23 protein-coding genes are annotated in these 25,357 nt (G+C 49.7%); all 23 read left to right on the top strand.

The annotated features are described in order from the left end of the window. The first annotated feature begins 249 nt into the window (after positions 1-249). The 23 genes from yabN (at position 250) to AC50X8_RS28795 (ending at position 25,356) form a co-directional block, all read left to right on the top strand. Positions 250-1,731: a bifunctional methyltransferase/pyrophosphohydrolase YabN gene (gene yabN / locus AC50X8_RS28685; RefSeq protein WP_056034825.1), complete on the top strand. Its 1,482-nt coding sequence runs from the start codon at positions 250-252 to the stop codon at positions 1,729-1,731. Between the two features lie 192 nt (positions 1,732-1,923). Then, positions 1,924-2,196, top strand: a complete 273-nt coding sequence (locus AC50X8_RS28690; protein ID WP_046234423.1) for an HU family DNA-binding protein — start codon at positions 1,924-1,926, stop codon at positions 2,194-2,196. A 3-nt stretch (positions 2,197-2,199) separates the two neighbouring features. After that, a complete protein-coding gene (locus tag AC50X8_RS28695) occupies positions 2,200-2,481 on the top strand; it encodes an RNA-binding S4 domain-containing protein (protein WP_046234424.1) in 282 nt (93 codons plus the stop codon). 106 nt (positions 2,482-2,587) lie between these two features. Beyond that, positions 2,588-3,196, top strand: a complete 609-nt coding sequence (locus AC50X8_RS28700) for a histidine phosphatase family protein (RefSeq protein ID WP_056034823.1) — start codon at positions 2,588-2,590, stop codon at positions 3,194-3,196. Next, the gene (locus AC50X8_RS28705) at positions 3,196-3,957 is read left to right on the top strand and encodes a DUF817 domain-containing protein (RefSeq protein WP_081418787.1); all 762 of its coding nucleotides are present in this window, start codon (positions 3,196-3,198) and stop codon (positions 3,955-3,957) included. The genes AC50X8_RS28700 and AC50X8_RS28705 overlap by 1 nt, the downstream gene beginning before the upstream one ends. A gap of 209 nt (positions 3,958-4,166) precedes the next feature. Continuing rightward, a complete protein-coding gene (gene yabP / locus AC50X8_RS28710) occupies positions 4,167-4,451 on the top strand; it encodes a sporulation protein YabP (protein WP_056034818.1) in 285 nt (94 codons plus the stop codon). Next, entirely contained in the window at positions 4,448-5,050 is a 603-nt protein-coding gene (yabQ, locus tag AC50X8_RS28715) for a spore cortex biosynthesis protein YabQ (RefSeq protein WP_063892552.1), read from the top strand. Before yabP ends, yabQ begins: the two co-directional genes overlap by 4 nt. 69 nt (positions 5,051-5,119) lie before the next feature. Continuing rightward, positions 5,120-5,431 (top strand): FtsB family cell division protein, encoded by a 312-nt coding sequence (locus tag AC50X8_RS28720; protein ID WP_056034815.1) that lies wholly within the window; start codon positions 5,120-5,122, stop codon positions 5,429-5,431. Positions 5,432-5,534: 103 nt separating this feature from the next. Next, positions 5,535-6,083, top strand: coding sequence for a S1 domain-containing RNA-binding protein (locus AC50X8_RS28725; protein WP_056034813.1), 549 nt, complete (start codon positions 5,535-5,537; stop codon positions 6,081-6,083). Positions 6,084-6,447: 364 nt separating this feature from the next. Beyond that, a complete protein-coding gene (spoIIE, locus tag AC50X8_RS28730) occupies positions 6,448-8,940 on the top strand; it encodes a stage II sporulation protein E (protein WP_494882959.1) in 2,493 nt (830 codons plus the stop codon). A 610-nt stretch (positions 8,941-9,550) separates the two neighbouring features. Then, positions 9,551-10,276, top strand: coding sequence for a vWA domain-containing protein (locus AC50X8_RS28735; protein ID WP_046234430.1), 726 nt, complete (start codon positions 9,551-9,553; stop codon positions 10,274-10,276). A gap of 25 nt (positions 10,277-10,301) precedes the next feature. Next, positions 10,302-11,183: a protein kinase domain-containing protein gene (locus tag AC50X8_RS28740; protein ID WP_494882961.1), complete on the top strand. Its 882-nt coding sequence runs from the start codon at positions 10,302-10,304 to the stop codon at positions 11,181-11,183. Positions 11,184-11,246: 63 nt separating this feature from the next. Then, on the top strand, positions 11,247-12,692 hold the full coding sequence (gene tilS / locus AC50X8_RS28745) for a tRNA lysidine(34) synthetase TilS (protein WP_494882963.1): 1,446 nt from the start codon (positions 11,247-11,249) through the stop codon (positions 12,690-12,692). Positions 12,693-12,741: 49 nt separating this feature from the next. Beyond that, positions 12,742-13,281: a hypoxanthine phosphoribosyltransferase gene (gene hpt / locus AC50X8_RS28750; protein WP_046234433.1), complete on the top strand. Its 540-nt coding sequence runs from the start codon at positions 12,742-12,744 to the stop codon at positions 13,279-13,281. Positions 13,282-13,385: 104 nt separating this feature from the next. Next, entirely contained in the window at positions 13,386-15,386 is a 2,001-nt protein-coding gene (gene ftsH / locus AC50X8_RS28755) for an ATP-dependent zinc metalloprotease FtsH (protein ID WP_494882965.1), read from the top strand. Positions 15,387-15,903: 517 nt separating this feature from the next. Continuing rightward, on the top strand, positions 15,904-16,971 hold the full coding sequence (locus AC50X8_RS28760) for a BMP family lipoprotein (protein ID WP_056034796.1): 1,068 nt from the start codon (positions 15,904-15,906) through the stop codon (positions 16,969-16,971). A gap of 118 nt (positions 16,972-17,089) precedes the next feature. Continuing rightward, positions 17,090-18,637 carry an ABC transporter ATP-binding protein gene (locus AC50X8_RS28765; RefSeq protein WP_494882967.1) on the top strand — a complete coding sequence of 516 codons (1,548 nt, stop codon included), beginning with the start codon at positions 17,090-17,092 and terminating at the stop codon, positions 18,635-18,637. A 5-nt stretch (positions 18,638-18,642) separates the two neighbouring features. Then, on the top strand, positions 18,643-19,737 hold the full coding sequence (locus AC50X8_RS28770) for an ABC transporter permease (RefSeq protein ID WP_056034790.1): 1,095 nt from the start codon (positions 18,643-18,645) through the stop codon (positions 19,735-19,737). Position 19,738: 1 nt separating this feature from the next. Further along, the gene (locus tag AC50X8_RS28775) at positions 19,739-20,701 is read left to right on the top strand and encodes an ABC transporter permease (RefSeq protein ID WP_056034787.1); all 963 of its coding nucleotides are present in this window, start codon (positions 19,739-19,741) and stop codon (positions 20,699-20,701) included. Between the two features lie 416 nt (positions 20,702-21,117). Continuing rightward, complete coding sequence (nadA, locus tag AC50X8_RS28780) at positions 21,118-22,056, top strand: quinolinate synthase NadA (protein WP_046234439.1); 939 nt, start codon at positions 21,118-21,120, stop codon at positions 22,054-22,056. Between the two features lie 39 nt (positions 22,057-22,095). After that, positions 22,096-23,712 (top strand): L-aspartate oxidase, encoded by a 1,617-nt coding sequence (gene nadB, locus AC50X8_RS28785; RefSeq protein ID WP_494865525.1) that lies wholly within the window; start codon positions 22,096-22,098, stop codon positions 23,710-23,712. Then, positions 23,705-24,589, top strand: coding sequence for a carboxylating nicotinate-nucleotide diphosphorylase (gene nadC / locus AC50X8_RS28790; protein WP_494882969.1), 885 nt, complete (start codon positions 23,705-23,707; stop codon positions 24,587-24,589). Before nadB ends, nadC begins: the two co-directional genes overlap by 8 nt. Next, positions 24,586-25,356 carry a type III pantothenate kinase gene (locus AC50X8_RS28795; RefSeq protein WP_056034779.1) on the top strand — a complete coding sequence of 257 codons (771 nt, stop codon included), beginning with the start codon at positions 24,586-24,588 and terminating at the stop codon, positions 25,354-25,356. The genes nadC and AC50X8_RS28795 overlap by 4 nt, the downstream gene beginning before the upstream one ends. Position 25,357 lies beyond the last annotated feature (1 nt).

Consider the following 25,357-nt stretch of genomic DNA (forward strand, 5'->3'; position numbering starts at 1 on the left):
AGATTAGTTAGTGTGCCGATTCCGATGATTGCAGATGTCGTTATTAAAATTAAGGATTTCTTCAAATTAATTCTCCGCCTTTCTGGTTATAGAGGGCTTATCGAACGGCATCGAACCCTTCGACTAGATAATACCTCAATTTTCCATAAAAAGGAATTGATTAAAATGTGCTTGTCCGCTTTTTTGTAGTAGCAGCGTCTTCTTTAGTATACTAATGGGACAAGCCAATTGTAGGAGAGTGGGAGAATAATGAGTGAACCGCATATTACGGTTGTTGGCCTCGGTTCTGGCGACGCCGATCAAATGACGCTTGGCGTATGGCGCAGACTCCAGCAGGCAGCGCGCGTCTATGTCAGGACGGAGCAGCATCCGGCGATATCGCTGCTCAAGGAGCATGAGCTAGCGTATACCTCGTTTGATTCCGTGTACGAGCAGCATGATACGTTTCCGGAGGTATATGAGGCGATAGCGGCCACGCTGCTGCTGGAGGCTCAATCGCTGCAAGGGGCGCTCGTATACGCCGTACCAGGGCATCCGATGGTCGCAGAGCGCACGGTGCAGCTGCTTCGCGAGCGCTGTGCAGCTGCGGGCGTGCAGCTCGACATTATCGGCGGCGAGAGCTTCTTGGATCAAGCGTTTATCCGGCTCGGCATAGATCCAATTGAGGGTTTTGCACTGCTGGATGCCGCAGAGCTTCAGCCCGCCATGCTTCAACCGCGCGTACATACGATTATTGGGCAAATTTACGATGCGTTTACCGCATCCGACGTGAAGCTGGCTTTAATGGAGCGTTATCCCGACGACTTCGAGGTTGTCATCGGGCATGCACTCGGTGTTGCCGGCGAGGAGCAGATTATTCGCGTGCCGCTCTATGAGCTTGATCGTACACAAGGCTTTGGCAATCTATCGCTGCTGTACGTGCCTCGTACGACGGAGGATGCGGTGCTGAACCGCTCTTTTGATCGGCTTCATGAGATTGTGGCCATTTTGCGCAGCCCTGAAGGCTGTCCATGGGATCGGGAGCAGACGCACTCGTCTATCCGCAAAAACTTTATCGAAGAGCTTTACGAGGCGCTTGAAGCGATAGATAATGATGATCCGGACGGAATGCGCGAGGAGTTCGGCGATGTGATTTTGCAGGTGATGCTGCATAGCCAGATGGAGGAGGAGACGGGCGCGTTTACCGTCTATGATGTCATTGAGACGCTGAACGAGAAGCTGCTGTTCCGTCATCCGCATGTATTTGGCGCAAGCAGCGCTGCGGATGCCGATGAGGCGCTTGGCAATTGGGAGCAGATGAAGGCCGAGGAGAAGGAGCGCAATGGCACAGCTGCCAGCCGGCAGTCGCAGCTAGACGGCATTCCGCAGGACCTTCCGGCGCTGATGAAGGCATACAAGCTTCAGAAGAAAGCGGCGAAGGTCGGCTTTGACTGGGATGATCTTGGGCCTGTGCTCGATAAAATCCAGGAGGAGCTCTCCGAGCTTCGTGAAGCGATTGCCTCGAAGGACGAGCTGGAGCAGGCGGGTGAGCTAGGCGATTTGCTGTTCGCCGTCGTCAATGCAGCGAGATTCATCCATGCGGATCCAGAGGAAGCTTTGACGATGACAAACCGGAAATTCAAGTCTCGTTTTGCTTATATTGAAGAGCAGCTTCGTATAAACAACAAAACATTTGACCAGACTGATTTAACAGAAATGGACCGCTGGTGGGAAGAAGCAAAGCGACAGTAAGGGACGCGGTTCGCTAATAGCAGCAAAGATTCCGCACTTTTCGTGAAAAAAATTTGCGGTCAGCGGCAGGAATTCATGTCGGCAAGCAGAATAAGTTAACTTCGTAAGTGTAACAGTTTCAAACTTTCACGAACGTAGGCCGTACTGTGCGGCTATACCATTAGCTAAGCTTATTATTAGGAGGATTTTAGAATGAACAAAACAGATTTGATTAACAACATTGCAACAAAAAGCGGTTTGACTAAACGTGATGTAGAGGCTGTTCTTAACGGCTTTCTTGGAGAAGTAACAGATGCTCTTGCTGGTGGAGACAAAGTACAATTGATCGGCTTCGGTACTTTCGAAACGCGCACACGCTCCAGCCGTGTTGGCCGCAACCCACAAACAGGCAAAGAGATTAACATTCCAGAATCGAAAGTTCCTGCATTTAAAGCAGGCAACAAGCTGAAAGAAGCTATCCAGTAATTCATGCGTCTGGATAAGTTTCTCAAAGTATCCCGCCTGATCAAGCGGCGTACAGTCGCTAAAGATGTGTCCGAGCAGGGACGCGTCTGGATCAACGGCCGCGAAGCGAAAGCGAGCAGCGCCGTAAAGGTTGGGGATGAGCTTGCTATCCAATACGGGCAGAAGACGGTAACCGTTCGAATTGAGCGAATTGCCGAAACGACCCGCAAGGATGAAGCCGGTGAGCTCTACACGGTGCTGAAGGAAGAACAGCGTCCGCGTGACAATGATCTTGAATGGCAATAAAGATAAAGGGTTGCTCGCGCATGGTAATTATGTGCAGAGCGGCCCTTTTTTTATAAATTTGCGTATATAACCATGGACGGAGCAAATCAAGGAGGGAAAGTGGAGCATGACGAAAATTGGTTGGATTAGACATGGGGTTACGCAATGGAACGTCGAGGGGAGAGCGCAGGGCTCTACGGATATTCCGTTGAATGAGGAAGGCTTGCAGCAAGCGGAGGTATTGGCGGAGCGGCTCAGCAAGGAGGAATGGCATCATATTTACTCCAGTGATCTGCAGCGGGCGCTTGTGACGGCTGAGGCGGTGGCAAAGCGTCTGGGCGGCGGCATGGCGGTCAAGCAGGACGAACGGCTGCGGGAAATGGGAGGCGGCCTGCTGGAGGGCACCACGGAGGCAGAGCGCATCGAGAAGTGGGGAGCCGATTGGCGGGAAATGGACTGGCAGGGTGAAAGCCATGAATCCGTTGTTGGTCGTGGCAGCGAGGTGCTGAGGGAGATTGCCCTTAACCATCCGGGTGAAAATGTACTCATCGTCAGCCATGGTGCGCTCATCGGCCGCTGCTTGAAGGAGCTTGTGCCGGATGCCTATAAGAACGAGCCGCTTCAAAATACGTCCATCTCGACGATTTATGCGAATGCCGCAGGCGGCTGGACATGCGAGAAGTTTAATTGTGCGCTGCATTTGAGCGGCGTGGTTAATGAAGCAGCGGCGAAATGATATTTTTTCTGAAAAAGCTGCTGTTGTTCGGCTACTTGCAGGCACTGAACTGCCTGTTTCCGGTTACAATCTTCGGGGCTATGGCTCTTACGCATTACGTCCATGTGCCGGGTATCGCCCGTTATGATCTTATTTTGCTCATCTGCTTGGCCATGCAGGTTGTTATGGTAGCTACAAAGCTGGAGACGTGGGATGAGCTGAAGGTTATTTGCCTGTTTCACATTATCGGCCTGGCGCTTGAGGTGTATAAGGTGAAAATGGGCTCTTGGACGTATCCGGGCGAAGGCTGGTCGAGAGTATTCGATGTTCCGCTGTACAGCGGCTTCATGTATGCGAGCGTAGCAAGCTATATTTGTCAGTCCTGGCGCAGGCTCCATCTGGAGATGGTGGGCTGGCCCAAAATGGCGTATGCGGTAGCGATCAGCGCAGCGATATATTTGAACTTTTTTACCCATCATTATTTGTGGGATTTCAGATGGGTGCTGATGGCGGGGCTGATTATCGTATTCTGGCGTACCAGCGTCCACTTCAAGCTAGGGGAAGCTGTATATAAGATGCCGCTTACGCTGGCTTTTGTTCTAACCGGTTTTTTTATTTGGATTGCGGAAAATATTATGACTTTTTTCGGGGCATGGGCCTATCCGGATCAGGAAAAGCAATGGACGCTCGTTCATGTGAGCAAAATCAGCTCATGGCTGCTGCTCGTCGTGATCAGCATCATTATTGTAGCCCAGCTGAAACGGGTAAAAAGCGCCCGCTGAGCGCAATAGAAGCTTTCTTTTAATAGATAGGAAGGCAAGGCATTCTGCTGTTTCAAAATCATAGAATAGGGTATATATCGGTAGCAGCTCTATTTTCATGAGCCCTTTCATAGATTCCATAGGTTTGTCCCTCTGGACAGGTTCTAAAGTTCGTCCCACTCCCATAAGCTTTAGCATAAGCTACGCTTTTGAAGTGGAGGGACGGGTCAATGGTGGAACAGAATAAAGGACAGAAGCGTCAGGAAGTGAAGATGCTCAATCGAAAGCTTCTGGAGATTACCGGCGTATTAAACGTGGAGAGCTTTGACAGCGAGGAGTTTTTGCTGGAAACCGATCTGGGCTTCCTGACGATTAAAGGGCAGAACCTGCATATTAAGCATCTCAGCCTGGAGCAAGGCTTTGTCGCTATAGAGGGGCTCGTTCATTCACTCGCCTATCTGGACGGCAATGCCCCAAGCAAATCCAAAAGCATATTTGGTAAATTATTTAAGTGACACTGACGATGCAGTGGTACACGCTCGCGATGATGCTTCTGTCAGGAATCGGCATGGGAGTCGCTTTTGACGGCTATCGTGTGGTGTCGAATGAGCTGCGGTTTCCACGGTGGTGGCTGCCGGTTCTGGACATTATTTACTGGCTGGTGGCGTCGATTATCGTGTTTCGTGTGCTGTACGCAAGCAACAATGGCGAGGTGCGGGCGTACGTTTTCCTAGGGCTGGCAATAGGTGTGACCAGCTATTACTTTCTGTTTAGCAAGCCAGTCATCAAACTGGTACAGGGCATCATTCGCGCCATCCGCGCACTCATCAGAGGAATTGTCAAAACGGTGGAATTTGTCATTATTAAGCCGATCCTTCTGATATACAAATTAGGTATTGTAGCACTGGGATTTGGGACTGCTTTCACTATTTTTGTTCTAAAAATTATGTTAAAATTGACTCGTCCATTATGGCTATTGCTATGGTGGGTATTAGGTCCTATCATACGACCGTTGAACCGCCTAATTATCAAGTACGCCGATAAGCTTAAGCTTACAGAGCGCTTTAAGGCAGCGGTTGCACGCGTAGTTGCGCTTTGGCGGAAGTTATTCTAAGTTTTCATGGCATGGAGCAGATCGAGTGATGGATGCATCTGGTTCAATTTCTTAAGGGGGTACAAGCAATTGGCGACAGCAGCAGCAAACAAGTTAACCGTTAATCCAGGCTCCAAGCGTCGGATCAAGATGTGGATGATGTTTATTGTCCTCTTCATGGGCTGGGCGGCTTATACCTTCTTTGGACAAATCCAGCAGCAAAACGCTACCGAACTGCGGCTTGCAGCTGTAATGAAACAGAAGGAAGAAGCTACAAATCAGGCGCAGCAGCTGCAACAGGAAATTGAGCGGCTTAACGATCCGGAATATATTGCCCAGCTGGCAACCAAAGGTCAAGGCATGGTTAAAGAGGGCGAACAACAGATACAGGTGGTTAAATAGACGCACAAACGGGTGAACGTCTGTTGACCTTCCTTCTTCCGTTCGGTTATAATCACGTTAATAGTACATTAAGCGAAACTTTTAGGGAGGAACATTTTATTTTATGGCAATTGAAGTAGGCGCGAAGTTAGAGGGCAAAGTGACAGGCATTACGCATTTCGGGGCATTCGTTGATTTGTCTGGAGGTGTCACAGGTCTCGTTCACATCTCGGAAATTGCTGATAATTACGTCAAAGACGTGAAAGATCACCTGAAGATCGAAGACGTGGTCAAGGTCAAAGTGATTAACGTTGACAAAGACGGAAAAATTGGACTTTCCATTAAACAGGCAATTGATCGACCAGAAGGCCAACTGCCTCCTGCACGCGAATCACGTCCAAGCTCTCGTCCAAGTGGCGGGCCTGGTGGCGGCGGCGGAGAACGCTTTAATCGTGGCGGCAGTGGTGGCGGTCAGGATCGTGGCGACCGTGGAGGACACGGTGGCGGCGGTGGTGGACGTCCATTCAAGCAGCAGGCCGGGAGACCAGCTTACGGAAAACCAACTTTTGAGGATAAAGTGTCGCGCTTCCTGAAAGACAGTGAAGAACGCATTTCCTCCCTGAAGAAGAATACCGAAGGCAAACGCGGTGGACGCGGAGCCAAGCGGGTTTAAGTAAGAGCCATATTTTAATGACAAGAGCAGAGCCTTTATGGTTCTGCTTTTTTTGCGTTTATGTGCCGCCTCAAAGTTTTTTCCTCCCCTACTCTTTCAATACCGACACATTCACCTGTATATTCGCCAACAAATGGAAGTACTGATAGACGGTTTTTGTTGAAGCTGTTTGAGGCAATGGCTGCAAAGAGGACGGCATGAGCCCAGTCAGGGCAAGCGGAAATTTGCTTTTGACAAGGACTGCGAGGGCAGTTGATTTTGTCGGAAAAAACTTTTGGGCCGCCTACGTTAAACTGACAAACTTCCTGTGGACGACCTCCTATAATGGGAAACACAATACATTCGGAAATGGTGGTGTCTGCGGATGAACAAGGAAAGTGTACTCGTATTTCCCAGAGGAAAGAAAGAAGGATGGCTGCAGCCTCGAATCGGTAAAATCAAGGAGCGCGTTGCCTCGCAGCGATTTATTCAGCTGGTGCTGGCGAAAAAATGGACCTTCCTGCTTGTTGCTGTTGGTTTTTTGCTTGGACGAGCCGTCATTTTGGAGTCGCTTATGCCGTTTGCCGCCGCTTATTTCGCCGTCATTTATTTTCTTCGAAAGGATGCGGTTGCTTGGGTTGGGCTGTCAGTGGTGGTGGGGAGCTTCTTTGCGGTCACACCCTCCCCGGTCTGGATTGCGATGGAAATTGCGGCATTATTTCTTTTGTTCAAGGGGCTCGAAGCCTATGAGAAAGCTGAGCTTGCTTCGGCTCCGCTGCTCGTATTTACCGCCACCTTGCTCGTCCAATTGTTTCATGCCTTCACCTTGGACACGCTGACCTGGTACAGCATCATGCTGGTTGTCGTGGAAGCGGCGCTTGGCTTCGTTCTCACACTCGTGTTCATTCAGGCCATACCGGTGCTGACCATGTCTAAGAAAACGGCGGCACTGCGGAGCGAGGAAATTATATGTCTAATGATTTTGCTCGCTTCCGTCATGACGGGGGCAGTTGGTTGGGTGATTTACGGCATGTCGGTGGAGCATATTATGTCGCGGTATATGCTGGTGCTGTTCGCGCTTGCTGGGGGAGCGCCGCTTGGTGCATCGGTTGGAGTCATCGCGGGGCTCATACTCAGCCTTGCGGACTTTAACGCCATTGTGCAGATGAGTCTGCTGGCATTTGCGGGCCTATTAGCGGGGCTGCTAAGGGATGGAGGGAAGATGGCCGTAGCCTTCGGCATGCTGCTCGGGACGTCCATTCTAGCTGTATACGTAGGCGGCCAAGGCGATGTGATGGCGTCCACTTGGGAATCCGTTACAGCAGCTATCATGCTGATTTTGACGCCGCGGGTCATGATCCGGACGATATCCCGCTATGTGCCGGGAACGAATGAGCATGCCAAGTCGCAGCATGAATATGCGAAGCGGGTGCGGGAAGTGACGGCGGAGCGGGTCACGCAATATTCGGAGATGTTCCGGCAGCTCTCGCGAAGCTTCGGACAATTAAATGGCAGTGTCGTGACGATGAACCGCGAAGACGAGATTACTCATTTTATGAATGAGGTGGCGGCTCGAAGCTGTGCTAGCTGCCATCGGCAAAACGCATGCTGGGGGGATAAATTTTATCAAACCTATAAAGTGATGACCGAGATGATGACGACGGTCGAGCAGGAGCGGGCTCCTGGAGCCAAGGATATGCCGCGAACGTGGACTGCCCATTGCTCCAAGTCGACGCAGGTGATGTCTGTCATGAAGCAGCAGTACGAGCTTTATCAAAATAATATGCACTGGAAGAAGCAAATATTCGACTCCCGTCAGCTGGTGGCTGAGCAATTAACCGGCGTGTCCCAGGTTATGGAGGACTTGGCGAAGGAAATTCGCCGCGAGGGACAAACGCTGCATTTGCAGGAGGAGCAAATTAGGGAGGCGCTGGAGGGGCTGGGCCTGTCAATTCGAGAAATTGAAGTGATTAATTTGGAGGAGGGCAATGTTGATATTGAGCTGTACCATACATTTAGCAAGGGATATGATGAGTGTCGCAAAATTATTGCGCCGCTGCTTACGGATATTTTAGGTGAGCATATTGCAGTTAAACTTGAGGAGGAACCGGAGAAAAATGGAGAAGCAACAAGAGTCGTATTTGGCTCCGCCAAAGTATTTGAAATTGAAACGGGCGTTGCTGGTGCGGCCAAAGGGGGCGATCTGCTGTCAGGCGACAGCTTTAGCATGGTGGAGCTTGGCAACGGCAAATTTGCCGTGGCGATTAGCGATGGCATGGGAAATGGAGAGAGGGCGCGCCAAGAAAGCAGCGCAGCGCTGTCGATTTTGCAGCAGCTGCTCAAGTCGGGTATGGACGAGAAGCTCGCGGTCAAATCGGTCAACTCAATCCTGCTCCTGCGTTCCTCAGATGAAGTATTCGCAACCGTGGACCTCGCCATTATCGATCTTTATACCGCCTCAACGATGTTTATGAAAATCGGCTCAACGCCGAGCTTTATTAAGCGCGGCAAGGAAGTGATTCCAGTTACGGCTAACAATTTGCCAATCGGCATTTTACAGGATATTGATGTGGATATGATATCGATGCAGCTACAGCCGGGAGATGCGCTCATTATGATGAGCGATGGCATTTATGATGCGCCGGGCCATGCGGTCAATAAGGAGATGTGGATGAAACGAATTATTCATGAGCTGAAAACGGAGGACCCGCAGGAAATGGCGGATGTGCTGCTCGATACGGTTGTGCGCCATCATAAGGGGGAGATTATCGATGATATGACCGTACTGGTGGCACGCGTGGACAAGCATTTGCCGGAGTGGGCGGCATTCCGCTGGCCGGGGCTGACGCGGATGGAGCGTCCGCGGACGGTAAGCTAGCTTATGTAAGAATGGGATAGTAAAAAGGAGAAAGGAGAGAAGATCGGGACGATTTGCTAGAAATATAGGAAAGGATATTTCTCGGAATGAAACGCGCCGCGCCGTCAAGGACGGCGACAGCCGTTTCACCTTGGCTCACATATTAAACGGAGGTGAAGTAGCTGGTCGGGAGCTAGGGAGCTTAAACAAAGTGTTTTCTTGGAGGTGATTAGCCGAACCGGCGTTCATTCATAGCGGGCTTCAAAGGGGAGCGGCTATGAATAAACGCTGGTTTTTTTCTGCGCATAGCCGTTTATCTCTCTTAAAATGGGCAAAACTGATAGAATCAGCTCCTTGTCTCCTATGTAGGGTGGGCAGCTGATCCGTGGATGTTTGTGCAAATATAAGAATTTATAAGTTTCACACTTATAAATTCTTATATTTCAACGCGAAACGGAAGCTTTGCCGCCAAAGGACGGCTTCAGCCGTTTACGCTTGATTTTATTCGTTTTTTAAAATATAGGAAAGTATATGATATCGCCATACTTTCTCTATATTTCATCGCGAAACGAAAGCTTTGCCGCCAGAGGATGGCAAAGCCGTTTACGCTTGTGAAGGGAGATTGATAGGGATGAAACAAATTTTGCTTATTACCGATGGTTGTTCGAATGTAGGGCTTAGTCCGATTGTAGCAGCGGCGCATGCGAAGGCGGAAGGTATTGCGGTCAATGTCGTTGGGGTGCTTGATCATGGTGATGCAGGCGAATCCGGCAGCATGGAGATTGAGGAAATCGCAAGAGCTGGCGGCGGCATCAGCCGAATGGTTCATACGCGCCAGCTGGCGCAGACTGTTCAAATGATGACGCGCAAGACGGTCGTACAGACGATTCAGCTGGCTGTGCAGAAGGAGCTTAAGCATGTGCTGGGCAGCGGGGCGATAGAGGATTTGCCGCCGGAGACACGCAGCGAGGTCGTGAGGGTCATGGACGAGCTTGGGGAAAGCTCAAGTCTGCAGGTGGCGCTGCTTATCGACGCCAGCGCCAGCATGAAGCCAAAGCTCATTGCGGTAGAAGAAGCGATCCGCGACTTGATGCTGAGCCTGCAAGCAAGGCAGGGGAAAAGCGAAATCGCTGTCTTTCATTTTCCAGGCGGAAGGCATGGAGAGGAGTGCAAAATGGATTTGGGCTGGACGGATAATTTGACGGGAGCGCAGTCCATTTTTCCAAAATTGCAAATGAGCGGAACGACGCCAACGGGTCCTGCGCTGATGCAGGTCATTGATTTTTATCGTCAGGGGGATTATGGTAGGAGGAGCAGAGAAGAAACGGATGGGATGATGAGTGACTACGTCGTTTAGAATCAGTCTCCGCCGTGGCACTGTGGTGACTGGAAAATGGAAGCGCCGTAAGTATCGGGTCGAGCGTCTGCTTGGGGAAGGCGCCAATGGCAAAGTGTACTTGGTCCACTCGGACCAGGGCTGGGTCGCGCTTAAGGTAGGCGCTGACGCGGTCGACCTGCAGTCGGAAATTAATGTGCTTCAGACGCTTGCGAAGCAGGGAAGGCGCCAGGCGCCTGCATTCTTGTATGATGTGGATGATCTGCAAGGCTCCGATGGACGAGATTACCCTTTTTATATTATGAAGTATGTGCGCGGAGTGAACTTGTCTGCGTATTTGCTGCAAAACGGCAAGGAATGGTTCCCGCTGGTCAGCCTCAATTTATTGAATAAACTGGCGGAGCTTCACAGCAAGGGCTGGGTATTTTGCGATTTGAAGATGGAAAATGTGATGGTAGCCGATTATGGGCATGTCGAGCTGGTGGATTACGGCGGGGTGACGGCGGTAGGAAAGAGCATTCGCCAGTTTACTGAAATTTATGACCGCGGCTACTGGAATGCAGGGTCTCGGGCAGCCGATTTGAAATACGACTTATTTTCTTTCGCGGTGCTGTGCATCCAGATGCACGACCCGAAGCGGCTGCACCAGCTTACCTTGACGCTGCTCCCGCAAAACCGTTCGACCGAGGATTTGGAGCAGCTCATCGCAACCAATGCTTCACTGAAGCCGATTGCGGGCTGGCTCGCAGAAGCGCTTGCGGGCCGTTTCGCAGATGCTTCTGAAGGCGCGGAGGCATGGCGCTTGCTCATGCACCGAACGAACGGAAAGCAGACTGCTCCGACTCCTTTTTGGCTTAAAGGACTAGTTGCAGGCTCGGCGATTATGCTGGCTGTATCGGTTTATTGGCTGCTTCGCGTGGGTATGTAATGACATAAGATGTTATAGGAAGGCTTCGCTAGCTTTTTTGTTGAAGGCGGCGGCCAGAAGGGAATGAGGGAAGAGGAAATGACGATAGGAATCGATATGCTTCCCGAAGTCCAGAAGCTGGCAGCGGCTGAACGGCTGTGGAGTGAAGGAGACTGCATAGTCGTTGCCGTGTCCGGGGGACCTGACTCCATGGCGCTGCTGCATCTCATGAGCCGCCTGAAGTCAAGCGGGGCCATAAGCGTTGTGGCGGCTCATGTGAATCACGGCTTTCGGCCGGAGGAGTCGGCGCTGGAGGCGGAGGTTGTTCGGCGCTATGCAGGCGAGCTTGGGCTGCCCTTTGAGCTGGCAGAACTCGATTTGCCTGCTTATATAGAAGAAACAAAAATGAACGCACAATCGGCGGCGCGCGCGAAACGCTACGCCTATTTGCATGAGGTTGCAGAGAGGTGGGGCGCGCAGGCGATTGCCCTTGCCCATCATGCCGATGATCAAGCGGAAACGGTGCTCATGCATTTCATTCGTGGGAGCGGCATTTCGGGGCTTTCTGGGATGGCGCTGCGCAGGCGAGAAAAAAACGTGGAACTCATTCGCCCCCTCATGCGTAAGAACAAAACAGACCTTTTACGATACTGCCATCATTATGGCATTCCGTATTGCGAGGACAGCAGCAACGAGAAGCGCCATTACTTTCGCAATGTTGTCCGTCTGGATGTAATTCCGCAGTTATCCAGCTTCAATCCGCAGCTGTCCGAATCGCTTGGCCGCCTTGCTGAAGTGGCGGGGGCCGAGGATGAATGGCTGGATAGCCAGACTAAAGCTTTATTCGAAGAATTAGCCTATACGGAGCCGGAGGAATGTTCTGTAAGCTGCAGTCGTTTGGCAGGCCTTCATGTCGCTTTACAAAGGAGATTGATTAAACTAATATTAGATTATCTTTCGAGGGATGCTGATGTGGTCTCCTTCGAGCATATCGAGTCTATGCGGCTTGCCGCAGCGCCCGAAAGTTCAAGCACCTGGCGTATGGATATTGGTAACGGCTTGCGCTGTTTGCGTGAATACGACCATATGCGTTTTGTCAGATTGCCGAAACAGGTGGACGTGAATACGGACTATGCGCTTGCAGTTGCACCTTTGACCCAGCAATACATAGAGGTAGAGGCGGGCGGCTGGAAGCTCGTATTTGAGCGGCGGACAGCTGATGATCAGGCTGCTGGGAAACTGGCAGGCCGCCATGAAGCGTGCTTCGATATGGAGCAGCTTGCATTTCCGCTGACTGTACGAAATCGGCGCCGTGGTGACCGAATTCAAGTTTTAGGATTAAATGGGTCTAAAAAAGTGCAAGATATGTTCGTTGACGAAAAGCTGCCTCCTTCACAGCGTGAAAGCTATCCCCTGCTATTTGATGCAGACGGGCGGCTGCTGTGGATTCCAGGCATCAGGCGATCAGGCCATGCGCTTATCAGCCCAAGCACGAAGGAACTATTATTCATTCGTCTGACGAAAGAATAAGAAGCACTGTTACACTCATAAACATAAGTACTGTAGGGGGATTAATCCGTTGTTAAACGACATTCAAGAAGTGCTGTACGATGCAGAACAGATTCAGGCCAAGGTGCGTGAGATGGGCGAGAAGCTCAGTCAGGATTTTGAAGGGCGTGACCCTCTCGTTATTTGTATCCTTAAAGGGGCCATTATTTTCATGTCCGACCTGATTAAGGAAATGACAATTCCGCTGGAAATTGATTTTATGGCGGTGTCGAGCTACGGTCAATCGACCAAGTCCTCAGGTGTGGTCAAGATTATTAAGGATCTTGATGTATCGGTTGAAGGCCGTGATGTGCTCATCGTTGAGGACATTATTGACAGCGGCTTGACGCTGAGCTACTTGATTGATGTTTTGGAGCGTCGCAATTCCAAATCGGTTACGGTCGCTACGCTGTTCGATAAGCCAGCGCGCCGTACGGTAGATCTCGAAGCGGACTACACGGGCTTTACGCTGCCGGACGAATTCGTTGTCGGTTATGGCCTTGATTTTGCCGAGCGTTACCGCAACCTGCCGTTCATTGGCGTTTTGAAACCGGAAGTGTACGAGAAGTAATCTTAAATGGGCTTAGCCAGTATGGCTGTCCTCCAAGTGGTTCTATTGTGATGGAAAGTCATGCTATGTTAAAATATGAAAAGCGTCTTGAGAGGAGGTAGGAGATGAATCGGATCATCCGTAACACTGGATTTTATTTGATCATCTTTTTGGTAACCGTCGGGATTATTCAGTTTATCAGCAATCAGAATGATACTACCGTCGAAATACGATATGATCAGCTTCGCGCTGCTATTAATGAGAACAACGTCGCGGAAATGATGATAAAGTACGATGGTCAGTCTTATTATATTTCTGGTAAATACATTAAACAGCCCGAAAGCGCGAAGAGCATACAGTTCACATCGCGTGCAGGGATTGATTCAGGCGAGGTATTGCGTGAAGCCGCAGTGAAAAACGGTTTTGAGTTACAGTATAAACCAATGGATACGCCAAGTGTCTGGCTTACACTCCTTACTTCCATCATTCCGTTTGTGATTATATTCGTTCTGTTCTTCTTCTTAATGAATCAAGCGCAAGGCGGCGGCGGTAAAGTCATGAATTTCGGCAAAAGCCGCGCTAAGCTTTACAATGAAGAGAAGAAGCGCATCACTTTCGAGGATGTGGCTGGGGCGGATGAGGAGAAGCAAGAGCTTGTTGAAGTTGTTGACTTCCTCAAAGATCCGCGTAAGTTTAATCTGGTAGGTGCCCGTATTCCTAAGGGTGTTCTGCTCAATGGTCCTCCGGGAACAGGTAAAACGTTGCTTGCCCGTGCAGTAGCTGGTGAAGCGGGCGTGCCATTCTTCAGTATTTCGGGTTCGGACTTCGTGGAAATGTTCGTCGGTGTCGGCGCATCCCGTGTCCGTGATTTGTTCGAAAATGCGAAGAAAAATGCACCATGTATTATCTTTATTGATGAGATTGACGCCGTTGGCCGTCAACGTGGCGCTGGTCTTGGCGGCGGTCACGATGAGCGTGAGCAAACGCTCAACCAATTGCTCGTCGAGATGGACGGATTTGGAGCGAACGAAGGCATTATTATCGTTGCAGCGACGAACCGCCCTGATATTTTGGACCCTGCGTTGCTGCGTCCGGGACGTTTTGACCGTCAAATTACGGTAGATCGTCCAGATGTGAAAGGCCGTGAAGCGGTGCTTAAAGTGCATTCCCGCAATAAGCCGCTTAACAAGGACGTCAAGCTGGATATTATCGCAAGACGTACAACAGGCTTCTCCGGAGCGGATCTTGAAAACTTGCTGAACGAAGCAGCACTGCTTGCTGCCCGTCGCAACAAGAAAGACATTGCAATGGTTGAGGTTGATGAAGCGATTGACCGCGTTATCGTAGGTACAGAGAAGAAAAGCCGCGTAATCAGCGATCGTGAGAAGCGCATTGTTGCTTTCCATGAAGCTGGACATACGATTATTGGATTCTTCCTGGAGCATGCGGATCTCGTTCATAAAGTGACCATTATTCCTCGTGGTAAAGCTGGCGGTTACGTCATCATGCTGCCGAAGGAAGATCGGATGCTCGTAACGAAGCAGGAGCTGTTGGATAAAGTGACAGGCTTGCTTGGCGGACGTGTAGCTGAGGAATTGTTTATCGGCGAAATCGGCACAGGCGCATACAGTGACTTTAAACAAGCAACAAGCATCGTTCGTGCGATGATTATGGAATACGGAATGAGCGACAAGCTTGGTCCATTGCAATTCGGAAGCTCGCAAGGACAGGTGTTCCTTGGACGTGATATCGGCCATGAACAAAATTACTCCGATGCGATCGCTTACGAAATTGACCAAGAAATGCAAGCGATTATTGGAGCTTGTTATGAGCGTGCCAAAAAATTGCTCACCGAGAAATCGAAAGAAGTTCACACCATTGCGGAGACGCTTCTGTCTGTAGAGACGCTTGAAATGGATCAAATTAAACGTTTGATCGAAACAGGCACGCTTGAATTGGCTGAAGGCGAAGCAGAGAGTGTTGCTGTTGAACCAACGACTGAACCAATCGTCGATACGATTGGCGATGTAAAGGTTCGTATTCAATCAAGAGAAGCGGGAGAAATTACTCCGCCTTCATTGGATAAGCCTGATGATAAACCGAACGATGAGGAAGAACCAAAATAAACAGGATAAGGACGTGTTTTAAACCAGGTAGAGTCGGTCGTTGAACAAGCGTCCTTTCCCGTTGTTTATGGAGACAGCTATTTTCTCAGTAGTGACCGAGAAAATAGCTGTCTTTTTTTGAAATAAAAGCATTTATAAGGTACGTCCTTATAAAGGGCTTATATTTCACCCTCGAAACGGTGCTTTGCCGCCAGAGGACGGCTTCAGCCGTTTACGCCTGATTAATTTTACTTTATTAATGTTCGGGTTTAGCCTATAATAATAGAGGTAAAACGTAGCCATTATTTGGTTTTGTCGGGTGTGTGTGAGGTTTTTAATGGCGTGTTTGGCACAAATGTTAAATAATTGTGAGATATAGACGTGAACAAAATTTCTATGTCATGTTACATGACGTAAAAATGTTGACGTATGTAGATAAGCAATTATAATAAAGAGAATAGCAGCCAAGCACAACAACAATAATAGAAGCAAGCAGGTTGCAGTTACAACACATCTATATTAAGGGGAGAAATCGAAGATGAAAAAACGTTTAGGTTTTATGTTGTCTATTGTTCTTATGTTCGCATTAGTATTGTCTGCTTGTGGCGGTGGCAACAAGGGTACTTCTGGCACAAACGGAGCAGCGTCGCCTGAAGCGTCTGCTGCACCTGAAGAATCGGCAGCAGCAGGTGCTAAGCTCAAAATCGGTATGGTTACAGATACAGGCGGCGTAAATGATAAATCCTTCAACCAAAGCGCTTGGGATGGCTTGCAAAAAGTAACTAAAGATACAGGTTCGGAGACGAAATATCTTGAAAGTAAAGGCGACGCTGATATGGAACCGAATCTGCGCGCATTCATTTCTGAGAAATACGATATGATCTGGGGCGTAGGCTTCCTGTTCCAAGATGCAATGGGTAAAGTAGCGAAAGACAATCCAGACTCCAAGTTCGGCATCATCGACTCCGCTGTTGACGCACCAAACGTTGTTTCTGTTAACTTCGCAGCTAACGAAGGTTCGTTCCTTGTAGGTGTAGTTGCTGGCTTGACAACAAAATCGAATAAAATTGGTTTTGTGGGCGGCATGGAAATCCCAAGCGTAACTGTGTTTGAAGCAGGCTTCAACGCAGGTGTAGCGGCAGTAAATCCTGATGCAAAAATCATTCGCAACTACACGGGTGAATTCAACAAACCAGACTTGGGTAAAGCAGCAGCAGCTGTTATGTACAATGATGGCGTAGATGTTATTTTCCAAGTTGCTGGTGGTACTGGTAACGGCGTATTTAACGAAGCAACAGCTCGTAAAAAAGCAGGCCAAGATGTTTGGGTAATCGGTGTTGATAAGGACCAATCGATCGAATTCGGCAACGAAGTCACACTTACTTCCATGCTTAAAGGCGTTGAAGCTGCCATTTACCAAGTTTCTAATGACCTGATTAACGGCAAATGGGAAGGCGGCAAATCGCTTGTTCTTGGTCTGAAAGACGGCGCAGTAGGTCTGCCAGAAAACAACCCTAACGTTTCTGAAGAAATTATGAAAAAAGTTGAAGATTACAAACAACAAATTATTAGCGGATCGCTTGTAGTTCCAGCTGATATTAAATAATTTTCAATCAATCTATTTAGATGTCGTTTGTTTATTATGTACAGCCGACAAGACCTGCTATGAGCTGGTCTTGTCCTTTTTTGAGATTGGGAGCTAACAAACCGGGGAGGATAACTGGATGAAACAAAGTGCAGCGGCTGTCACACTTAAGGGGATTACGAAACGCTTTCCCGGTCTTGTAGCCAATGATTCGATTGATTTTGAGCTCAAGAAAGGCGAAATCCATGCATTGCTGGGCGAGAATGGTGCAGGCAAGTCCACATTGATGAACATTTTGTTCGGGCTTTATCAGCCGGATGAAGGAGAAATTTGGGTTAACGGCAATAAAACAGTTATTGAAGGTGCAGGTAAGGCGATTGAACTCGGAATTGGCATGGTGCATCAGCACTTTAAGCTCGTACAGCCATTTACGGTGGCTGAAAATATTGTGCTTGGCAATGAGCCGCGCAAGTTTGGCACATTCGTCAATTATAAGCAAGCAAATGACAAAGTCCGTTCCATCTCGGAGCGTTATGCATTGAAAGTAGATCCGCAGGTGCGGATTAAAGATATTACGGTGGGCATGCAGCAGCGTGTGGAAATTTTGAAAACTTTGTACCGCGGGGCCGAAATTTTGATCTTCGATGAACCGACAGCGGTGCTGACCGTACAGGAAATCGAAGAGCTGATTGGCATTTTGCGCAATTTGGCTGCCGAAGGCAAGTCCATTATTTTGATTACGCATAAGCTCAAAGAGGTTATGGCACTTGCAGATTCCGTTACGGTTATTCGTCGTGGCAAGGTTGTGCGTACCGTCACGACCAAAGAAACGAATGAGCAGCAGCTTGCTGAACTTATGGTAGGCCGCGATGTTAATTTCCAGGCTATAAAGACTAAGAAAGAGCCTGGAGAGCTTATCGTTTCCGTCGACAATCTTACGATGAAGGGCGAAGAGAAAAAACTTGTTCTGAACGGAGTAGCCTTTGATATCCGTGCGGGCGAAATTTTGGGTATTGCTGGTGTTGATGGAAATGGACAAAGTGAACTCGTACAGGCCATTACAGGAATGCGTAAAGCATCAGGCGGATCTGTAAAGCTTCAGGGTAAGGAAATGATCAATAAAACGCCGCGCCAGTTGTCCGTTGCAGGCGTAAGCCACATTCCAGAGGATCGTCACAAGCATGGTATGGTACTAGATTTCACGCTCAGCGAAAACATGGTGCTGGATACGTATTTTGATCCGCAGTTCGGCAAAAACGGCTTTATCGATTATAAAGCAATAGACTTGCTTGCGAATCAATTAGTAACGGAGTTTGATGTACGTTCGTCAGGTATTGGGGCGAAGGCCCGCTCCTTGTCGGGCGGCAACCAGCAGAAGGCTATTATAGCCCGTGAGCTCTGGAAAAACCCATCATTGCTCATAGCTGTGCAGCCGACTCGTGGCTTGGATATAGGTGCGATTGAATATGTGCATAAGCGGCTGATTGAAGCGCGGGATGCAGGTAAAGCGATTTTGCTTGTATCGTTCGAGCTGGATGAGCTGTACGCGTTGTCTGACCGCATTGCGGTTATGTATGAAGGTAAAATAATGGGCTATGCCGATGCTGATCAGCGTGATGATCAACAGCTGGGTCTAATGATGGCAGGCAATTCGGCGGCGAATCAGCCGAGCAAAGGTGGGAGATAGCAACCATGGATAAAGTCAAAGGAATTGCTGGAAAAACATTCAATAAAACATCTTTCCTCGTCCCCTTGGTGGCTATCATTTTGGGTCTGTTATGCGGGGCGATAGCCATGCTGGCAGGCGGGTTCGATCCTATACTGGCTTACCAATCGCTGATCAAAAAGCTATTTGGCAGTCCTTACGATATGGGCGAGGCTATTCGTGCAATTACCCCGCTGATATTCACAGGTACAGCGGTTGCTTTCGCTTTCCGTACGGGCCTGTTTAATATCGGGGTAGAAGGCCAGTTCATGATGGGTATGACTGGTGCAACCGTCATAGGGATTACGCTTGACCTACCGTGGTTTCTACATGCTCCGCTTGCTATTATTGTCGGAGCGCTGTGCGGAGGCTTATGGGCGGCCTTGACCGGCTATTTGAAGGCTGTTCGCGGCGTTAACGAAGTTATTTCTTCCATCATGTTGAACTGGGTCGCGCTTTATTTGTCCAATTACATTATTCGCGCATTTTTTGTGGCAAAAGGGCAGCAAAAATCAGATCCAATCCAAGAATCTGCACTGGTATCGATTGGCTGGTTGTCCGATGCGATGGATCATGCCCGTATGCATTGGGGCACGGTCATTGCCTTGCTCGGTATTGGTGTATTTTATATTATTCTGTGGAGAACGAAGCAGGGCTATGAGCTCAGAGCAGTGGGTCAAAGCCCTGACGCAGCGCTGTATGCAGGGATCAATGTCAATCGCACCATTGTAAAGTCGATGTTTATTAGCGGCTTGTTTGCGGGGCTGGCAGGCGTGTTTGAGACGCTGGGCGTATTTGGCTATCAGACGATTCTAGCAGCGCCTTGGGGCTATGGCTTTGATGGTATCGCGGTTGCTTTGCTTGGCGGCAATACGCCAATTGGCGTATTGTTCGGTGCTATACTGTTCGGTGGTCTCAGCTATGGCTCTGCGGGTATGAGCTTTGGAGCGGGCGTACCGCCAGAGCTCGTTCGAATCGTTATTGGTTCGATCATCTTCTTTATTGCTTCGCATGGCATAGTAAAGTTTTTCATAAAACCATTCCTTGGACGACGTGCAGACAAGCGTAAGGAGGCGATCTAATATGAATGCACTGGAAATATTGGGTCAGCTTATTAACGTTACGCTTGTATTTTCTACGGCGCTTATTTTTACCGGTCTCGGTGGTCTCTTTTCTGAGCGATCTGGCGTTATTAATATCGGTCTCGAAGGCCTGATGGTGTCAGGCGCGTTCGCGGCAGCAGTCATTACCGACTATGCGATACAAGCTGGTTATGAGGAATCTGCTCCGTGGATAGGCTTAGTGGGGGCAGCTATATATGGGGTGATATTTGCCCTTCTACATGCGGTATCTACCATTACATTTAAGGCGGATCAGACGATAGTCGGTGTCGTTATTAATATTTTGGCAGCGGGCATCGCGATTTATTTGACGAAGAGCTTGTATGAAGGTTCGGGACAGACAACAACGCTGACTCATGTATTCAACAAATGGGAAATCCCTTATTTATCAGATATTCCGTTTTTTGGAGAGGCGTTCTTTAAAGCTTATCCGACGACATATGTTGTTATTTTGCTTGTCATTATCAGCTATATTGTACTGTACAAAACGCACTTCGGCTTGCGCCTTCGCGCAGTCGGAGAATACCCGAGCTCGGCCGACACAGTGGGGATCAGCGTAACAAAATACCGTTATATCGGCGTGCTGCTTAGCGGCGCACTTGCAGGTCTTGGCGGTGCGACCATTACGTTAACAACGACGAGCAACTTTGCCCATAATACCATTTCGGGCCAAGGCTTTATCGCTATCGCGGCTGTAATTTTCGGAAAATGGAATCCGCTTGGCGTTGCGGGAGCTGCTATTTTCTTCGGCTTCGCGCAAGCGATTCGCAACTTTGCCCAACTGTTCGATTGGTCGCAGCAAATTCCGACCGAGTTTTTCTATATGCTGCCATACGTATTGACGTTGGTTGTACTCGTAGGTGCAGTAGGACGTTCTTCTGCTCCAGGCTCGCTTGGCGAACCATACGATCCGGCAAAACGCTAATAGAATCAAAGATCTCCAAACTTCCCATGGATTTCACGTATGTCGTGATCAATCCAAGGGAAGTTTTTTGTATTCTGATTATTTGCGCAAGGTTAGTCACAGAAAATCCACGATTGTGGATAACTTGTTGATAACTATGTGCGTAAATGCTGCATTTATACACAATAGTCGCCAATGATGGAAAGTTCAGCTGCGGCAGGCGCTATTTTTAATGGGAATTCACACTTTTGTCATAAACGCATTGACAGCATGATCTGCCTGGAGTAAATTAAACCTTATCAAATGAATTTACCGTAAAGGTCAAATGAAAGGCGAACGACTTTTTAGGTTTGTGCATCAATTCACAAAGTCGGAAGTAGCCATATCTGGAATGGGCAATCAGCTTGCCCTTCCCTCATAAGAGGAGAGGATTAACTGTGGAAGCACTGGCACTTGAACGCAAGGCGGAGCAGAACCGCGAACTGCGGGAACGGCTAATGCAATTGAAGAAAGAGCGCAACGCCATCATTCTTGCTCATTATTATCAGCGTGATGAAATTCAAGAGGTTGCAGATTTCCGTGGAGATTCTTTTTTGCTAGCACAAAAAGCGGCGCAGACGGACGCGGATGTTATCGTATTTTGCGGCGTGCATTTTATGGGCGAGAGCGCAAAAATTTTGGCACCGAACAAAACGGTTATTATTCCGGACGAGCGTGCAGGCTGCCCGATGGCGGATATGGTCAATGTCGATGGTCTTCGCAAGCTGAAAGCCCAGCATCCGAATGCGACCGTCGTTACGTATATTAACTCATCTGCCGAAATTAAGGCAGAGACTGACATTTGTTGTACATCGGCAAATGCGGTTAACGTTGTAAACTCCGTGGAAGGCCAAGACGTCATTTGGGTACCGGACAAAAACCTTGGGCATTACGTGCAGCAGAAAACCGATAAGAATATGATTATCTGGGAAGGTTACTGCAACACGCACGACATGTTGACGGTCAAGGATGTAGAGGAAATGAAGGCGAAACACCCGAATGCGCAGTTTGTTGTGCATCCTGAGTGCCGCCCTGAAGTGGTGGAGCTGGGTGATTTTGTCGGCAGTACGACAGCGATTATTAAATACTGCAAGGAATCGGATTGCAAGGAGTTCATCGTCGGCACGGAGGATGGCACTGGCTATCAGCTGCGGCTGGACAGCCCGGACAAAACATTCCTTTTTGCATCTAAATATTTGGTCTGCCCGAACATGAAGGTTAATAACCTCAAAAAGCTAGTAAAATGCCTCGAAACGATGCAGCCGCAAATCTATGTACCGCCGCATGTGGCGGATCAAGCACGCTTGTCCTTGGAGCGCATGTTACTCGTGAAATAGGAGCAGCATGCGCTACTCCTATGCCTGGAGGCGCGAAAAATGATTCCCAGATACCTTGTAGACATCAATTTAGACGAACTGCCGGTAATCGAGAAGGATGTTATTGTGATTGGGGCCGGCATTGCCGGTCTTTTTACCGCACTTCGGGCAAGTGATCGGCATTCCGTGCTGATGATTACGAAGAAGTCGCTGCTGGACAGCAACACCCGCTATGCGCAGGGCGGCATTGCCGCGGTCATATCGGAGGATGATTCACCCGCTTATCACAGCGATGACACGTTGATTGCGGGAGCGGGCTTGTGCTCGGAGGATGCGGTCAATGTGCTTGTGCACGAGGGGCCAGAGGGTGTAAATCAGCTCATTGAAATGGGCACGCAGTTCGATTTGGAAAATGGCGAGTTTGCGCTGACGAAGGAAGGCGCTCACAGCCAGCGCCGTATTTTGCATGCGAATGGGGATGCGACGGGCTACGAAATTGTACGAGCCTTATCGGAGAAAGCGTTGTCTAAGCCGGGTATTGAAGTTTGGGACGACCATTTTGTCATCGATTTGGTGACTAATGATGGAGAATGTGTTGGCGCTGTTGTGCAAAAGCCCGACGGCTCGCGTCTGCTTGTGCGCGGCAAGGCGACCATTTTATGCTCTGGCGGAGCCGGCCAGCTCTATCGTTACACGACGAATCCTGAAGTAGCCACAGGCGATGGGATCGCAATGGCTTACCGGGCAGGAGCTTATATACAGGATGTAGAGTTTGTTCAATTCCATCCGACCTCCCTATGCTACCCAGGGGCGCCGCGGTTCCTGATTTCAGAAGCGGTGCGCGGCGAGGGAGCCGTACTTCGCAATACGCGGGGCGAGCGTTTTATGGAGCATTACCATCCTCAGCTGGAGCTGGCGCCGCGTGACGTGGTGGCCCGCGCCATTATTAGCGAGATGGAGGCCACGAAATCAACCTTCGTTTATTTGGATGTGACGCATGAGTCGCCGGATATGGTGAAGCATCGTTTTCCGAATATTTATGAATTCTGCTTGCGTTATGGTTTGGATCTGACGACGGATTGGATTCCGGTTGCCCCTGCTGCACATTATATGATGGGCGGCGTTAAAACCGATCTCGATGGGGAAACCAATATTAAAAGGCTGTTCGCCTGCGGCGAGGTTTCCTCGACAGGCGTTCACGGAGCGAATCGCTTAGCGAGCAATTCGCTGTCGGAAGCGGTCGTTTTCGGCAAGCGAATCGTCGAGGCGATTGATAAACTTGCAGAGCATGCAGAGATTCAGCCTATAATAGAGAGCAGCGTACCGCGCAGCAGCGTGCCGATTCAGGCCGTTGTGGAGCGGAGATTGAAGCTGCAAAAGATTATGGTCAGGTACGCAGGCTTGCAGCGTGATGCGAAGGGTTTGGAGAAGGGTCTTGAAGAGCTGCGGCGCCAGCTTCCGATTTTTCAAGCGATGCTGACCAAGCGGGAAGAATTTGAATTTGCCAATATGTTGACATGCGCCCTGCTGATGGCGGAATCCGCTTTGCAGCGGGAGGAGAGCCGCGGCGCGCATTACCGTGAGGACTTCCCGGAGCGCAATGATCAGGCTTGGCGCAAGCATACTGTAATGCACCGTGTATACGGGAGGACAGAGGAGCGGTTAACCAATGTTTGAGACGACGCTGGACGGCTATAATGAAGCACTGCGCGCACAAATACGCAGCTGGCTTGCGGAAGATATCGGAAGCGGCGATGTAACGACCGCTATGACGATTCCGCGCGGGGCGCAGGCGAAGGCTGTTATTCATGTAAAGGAAAATGGACGGATTGCCGGCATTCCGATTGCTCGCCTTGTGTTTGAAACCGTTGATCGCTCGCTGGTCTTCACGGCGAAGGTTGAGGATGGGCAGTATGTGGAAAAAGGCACCGTGCTCGCGGAAGTAGAGGGCAGCATCCATAGTCTGCTGACAGGGGAGCGCCTTGCGCTTAATTTAATGCAGCGGATGTCCGGCGTTGCGACGAAGACAAGCGAATTTGTAGCGGCTTTGCAGGGCTTGCCGGTTAGGCTGGTCGACACGCGCAAAACGACGCCAGGCCATCGCTTGCTTGAAAAATATGCCGTTCGCGTAGGCGGCGGCTCGAATCACCGGTTTGGCTTGTATGATGCCGTTATGATCAAGGATAATCATATTAAGGGCGCAGGCGGTATTCGGGAAGCGGTGGAAGCAGCGCGAGCAGGCATTCCCCATACGATGAAGATTGAAGTGGAGACGGAATCTTTGGAGCAGGTCGATGAGGCGATTGCATGCGGCGCTGATATTATTATGCTCGACAATATGCCGCAAGATATGATGAAGGCAGCTGTCAAGCAAATCAAGCAGCGCTCGCCACATGTTATTGTAGAAGCTTCGGGCAATGTGCGGCTTGATACGATTTACGGCATAGCCGCTTGCGGTGTAGATGTCATTTCGGTAGGAGGCCTTACCTACTCCTTTCAATCGCTTGATATTAGTCTCGACCTTAATGCGAAGAAGGGAGGGGCAATGTCTTGATTCTCGTCATTGACGTCGGCAATACGAATATAGTGCTGGGCATTTATCAAGGCAAGGAGCTGCTCCATCACTGGAGGCTCAGCACGAATCGTTCCGCTACAGTTGATGAATATGGCATCAACTTTCATCATTTGTTTCATTTTGCCGGCATGCGTTTGGAGCAGATGGAAGGCGTCATTATTTCATCCGTCGTTCCGCCGCTGATGCGGACGCTGGAGCAGCTGTGCATGAAGTATTTGCGCAAGAAACCGTATATCGTCGGCCCAGGCGTGAAGACAGGACTCAATATCCGGTATGAAAACCCTCGCGAGGTCGGTGCTGACCGCATCGTGAATTCGGTGGCGGGCATCGTCAAATATGGCAGCCCGCTTATTGTCGTCGACTTTGGCACCGCAACGACGTTTGATTACATTGATGCCGCTGGCAGCTATTTGGGCGGCGCCATTGTGCCGGGCATTGCTATCTCGACAGAGGCGCTTTATCAGCGGGCGGCGAAGCTGCCGCGCATTGAGCTGGTGAAGCCGCCAAGCGTAATCGGCCGCAATCCGGTCACATCTATGCAGGCGGGCATTATATACGGCTATGCTGGACAAGTGGACGGTATCGTGCGCAGAATTCGCAAGGAGTTTAAAGTTTCGCCGCGTGTCATCGCGACGGGCGGCTTGGCTGAGTTAATTAGCTCAGAATCGGAAACGATAGATGAAGTTGATCCGCTTCTGACATTAGAAGGCTTGCGTATTATATATGAACGGAATCAGGAGGGATAGA

It is taken from the genome of Paenibacillus sp. JT22N15 (assembly GCF_059383755.1).